4 protein-coding genes are annotated in these 2,728 nt (G+C 54.8%); 2 read left to right on the top strand and 2 right to left on the bottom strand.

Going from position 1 to position 2,728, the window contains the following annotated elements; all coding sequences use genetic code 11:
• On the top strand, positions 1 to 385 hold a 385-nt coding region (locus KKA81_17330; protein MBU2652692.1), incomplete at its 5' end, for a fatty acid desaturase.
• Positions 386 to 416: 31 nt separating this feature from the next.
• Here the strand turns inward: KKA81_17330 and KKA81_17325 are convergent.
• Entirely contained in the window at positions 417 to 917 is a 501-nt protein-coding gene (locus KKA81_17325; protein ID MBU2652691.1) for a hypothetical protein, read from the bottom strand.
• Between the two features lie 76 nt (positions 918 to 993).
• On the opposite strand from KKA81_17325, the gene KKA81_17320 reads away from it, so the two are divergent.
• Positions 994 to 1,533: a hypothetical protein gene (locus KKA81_17320; GenBank protein MBU2652690.1), complete on the top strand. Its 540-nt coding sequence runs from the start codon at positions 994 to 996 to the stop codon at positions 1,531 to 1,533.
• 36 nt (positions 1,534 to 1,569) lie between these two features.
• Here the strand turns inward: KKA81_17320 and KKA81_17315 are convergent, their stop codons facing one another.
• Positions 1,570 to 2,430, bottom strand: coding sequence for an IS1595 family transposase (locus KKA81_17315; protein MBU2652689.1), 861 nt, complete (start codon positions 2,428 to 2,430; stop codon positions 1,570 to 1,572).
• Between the last annotated feature and the right edge of the window lie 298 nt (positions 2,431 to 2,728).

Here is a 2,728-nt window from a genome sequence, read left to right as displayed (position 1 = left end):
GCCGCACCGGCCGCACCTCTCCCAGGAGCGCTACACGGATTCCGGCGTCTTCCTGCTGCCGCGCGCCATTCACCGGCTGGTGACGGTGCTCGACATGTATCAGACCTATCACCTGATCCATCACCTCTTCCCGCGCATCCCATTCCACCGGATCGGCCTTGCCTTTCACGAGATGCGGCCGATTCTCGAGGCGGAGGGGGCGGCGATCCACGACTGGACGCATGCCTGGGACCGGAAGCCCGCGCGGGGCGGAGCCACACCCGTCGCCGGTGTCGCGCCGGGCGCGCGGACGGCGAGGGCGGGGGGAGCCGCAGTAGCGCACGGTGCGCAGGCTGCTGCGCGCATATATCCCCTTCGAACATGGGGACGCAAAACCTGGAAATAGCTTCCCCGAAAGGGGGTGCTAGGTGAGTTGGCTAGGAGCCGTCAATCCATTTCGGTTTTGCTGGAAAGCTGGCAGTTATTGTGCCGCTGCACTTTGGGCACTTGTAGGTTGTTTGTTCCCTGCTTTTGGCCCCCGATCCCAAATTTGGGAGGGCCTGCAAAACAGACTTCTTTCCATCATCGTAGCAGTTTTGGCAAAGCCAATGCGGTGGTTCGGAGCCACGTTCTTCTTTTTTAAGCATGTAGGCGAACGCGCCGGGGCTGACCCGCTTAAGCTCATATTTTTCTCTATCGCTAACTTGTTCTTTGAGGCGAGCCACTTCTTTTTCAAGGTCGCCTATAAGATCAACTTGCGCCGCATGAACCTGCTGGGCATCGAGGGCTTTTGTTTGGGCGTCAAGGATGACCGACTGAAGCTCTATGACGGCGGCATTAATTTTTACCGCTCCGTCCATGTCTTTTATCGACTTCACGATATCGTACGCCGTCTTAAGACCGCTGAGCGTGCCACTGATAGATGCAAAATCGACCACGACTGCCACCGCTTGAATGAACCACCGATCATACCCGAACACTTTCTTATGGAAAGAGAAACGCTATGATCGGGGGATGTGGATTATCAAACTTCTCGTCCGTTTTCTTTGGGCCGCTTTTGAAATTGCGGATGCCGCCGTTCAATTTGTTGGTGGTTGGGTCATTTTATGGGGTGCGGGGTGGGCCATGTTAGCCGCACTCTGGGGCTTCATAATCGAGGCTGGTCCAATGACAATTCCAGTAGCTTTCGCTGCTGCGGCGGCATCTATGATTTTCTTTGACGCACTAATGATTGTCTATGCGGCTTCCTCAAAAGCTAGTCGAGAAACAATCGAAATAGCCAAAAAATTAGGTGATTTGACCTTGTGCGGGACAGACCTACTTTACAGAAGATCACAAGGTCAAATTTCAACCACTCCAAAGGAATCGGAGTGGTGGGATTGGATGGGGGAATGCGTTGATACCGTAGAGAGAACAAATCTTTCCGATGAATTCTACGGCCTTAAGAGCATATCTGATCCGGACGAGTTTCAGGCAAAACTTAGGATGATAACAATGCGATTCATGAAGGAAAAAAGAATCCCCATAAGGTCAATCAACAGGCTAGGCAAATGACCTTCTCCCGTTTCGACCTTCTCTTGTCCAAGATGATTAGGGGCGAGGAAAGGCCTGCAAAAGAAGGTCGAACATTAGGTGCGGCTGCTTCCGAAGGTTATGGCGGAACTCGAACTCGGCCAGATACTTCGGGAGGTGCGCGGAAGAAACCCAAACATGCGTCCCCGAAATCCCGCGCTTGAGGCTGGACCAAAACGACTCAATCGAATTGGTATGCACGTCACCACGAACATACTCACCGGATGAGTGATTAACCGTGCCGTGACGGAAGCCCTCATCGGGCAGGCTCTTGAACGCCTTGGCTTCGTCGGTCGCGATCCGCGTTCCAGCCTTGACGTGTTCGATGATCCGGGGAACCACATGGAAGGAACCGCGACCGGCCACGACGCGGGTAATCACGTCGCCGCCGCGTTCGGCGATGCCGAGAACCACGGTCTTGTCATCCTCGCCGCGCTTGTCTTTGCCGCCGATATACGCCTTGTCGGCTTCCACGATCTTGTCACCGCCAAGTTGATCGTCGCCGTCCACCCAACCCATGTACTTGCGGATTTCATGGCCCATGCGCCATGCCGTCTTGTAGGTCACGCCTAGCTGGCGCTGGATTTCCTTCGCGCTCACCCCGTTGCGGGTAGTCGTGAACAGGAACATGACGAAAAACCAGTCGCGCAGGCTCGTGCGGGTGCGCTCGAACGGGGTTCCGGCGGTAGGGTAGACCTGATGGCCGCAGAACTCGCACTCAAAGCAGCGACGGCCCCTCACCTTGTGGTGTTTGGCTTCCGCGCCGCAGCTTGAGCAATGAAACTTGGACCCGTAACGCACCGTCATAAGGTGGTTAAGGCAGGCTTCATCGTCGGGGAAGAGGGCGTTGAACGTCTTGAGGGTCATTGCTTTGGTCATGGGGTCTCTCTCCTATAACCTTAATATGGCCCCGGCCTTCCCATGTTTCAAGGGGATATATGCGCTGCTGCGGAGTCGGAACGTCACACGAACACGAACTGAATTTCCCTTTGTTTTCAGCGGCTTGAATTTATCGTTGCCAGCGAGAACAAAATGAGTACATTGATCGTCATGAACAGCGCATTGCGCGACTCGGGCGGCGATGAAATAAGGGGAAATCACTCATGTCCAAGAATGTTGTGAGTCTCGTGGCAAAAGACGATACGGACAAGAAAAAGGCGCTGGACGCCGCGCTCAG

It is taken from the genome of Bacteroidota bacterium (genome assembly GCA_018831055.1).
In the GTDB taxonomy this organism is placed as follows: domain Bacteria; phylum Bacteroidota; class Bacteroidia; order Bacteroidales; family B18-G4; genus M55B132.
The sequence above is the reverse complement of the archived record's forward strand: the minus strand, read 5'-3'. Positions and strand labels throughout refer to the sequence as shown.

Excerpts from the sequence above, each read along its gene's own strand:
- KKA81_17320 (MBU2652690.1), top strand. The coding sequence starts at position 994 with ATGTGGATTATCAAACTTCTCGTCCGTTTTCTTTGGGCCGCTTTTGAA.
- KKA81_17315 (MBU2652689.1), bottom strand. The coding sequence starts at position 2,430 with ATGACCAAAGCAATGACCCTCAAGACGTTCAACGCCCTCTTCCCCGAC.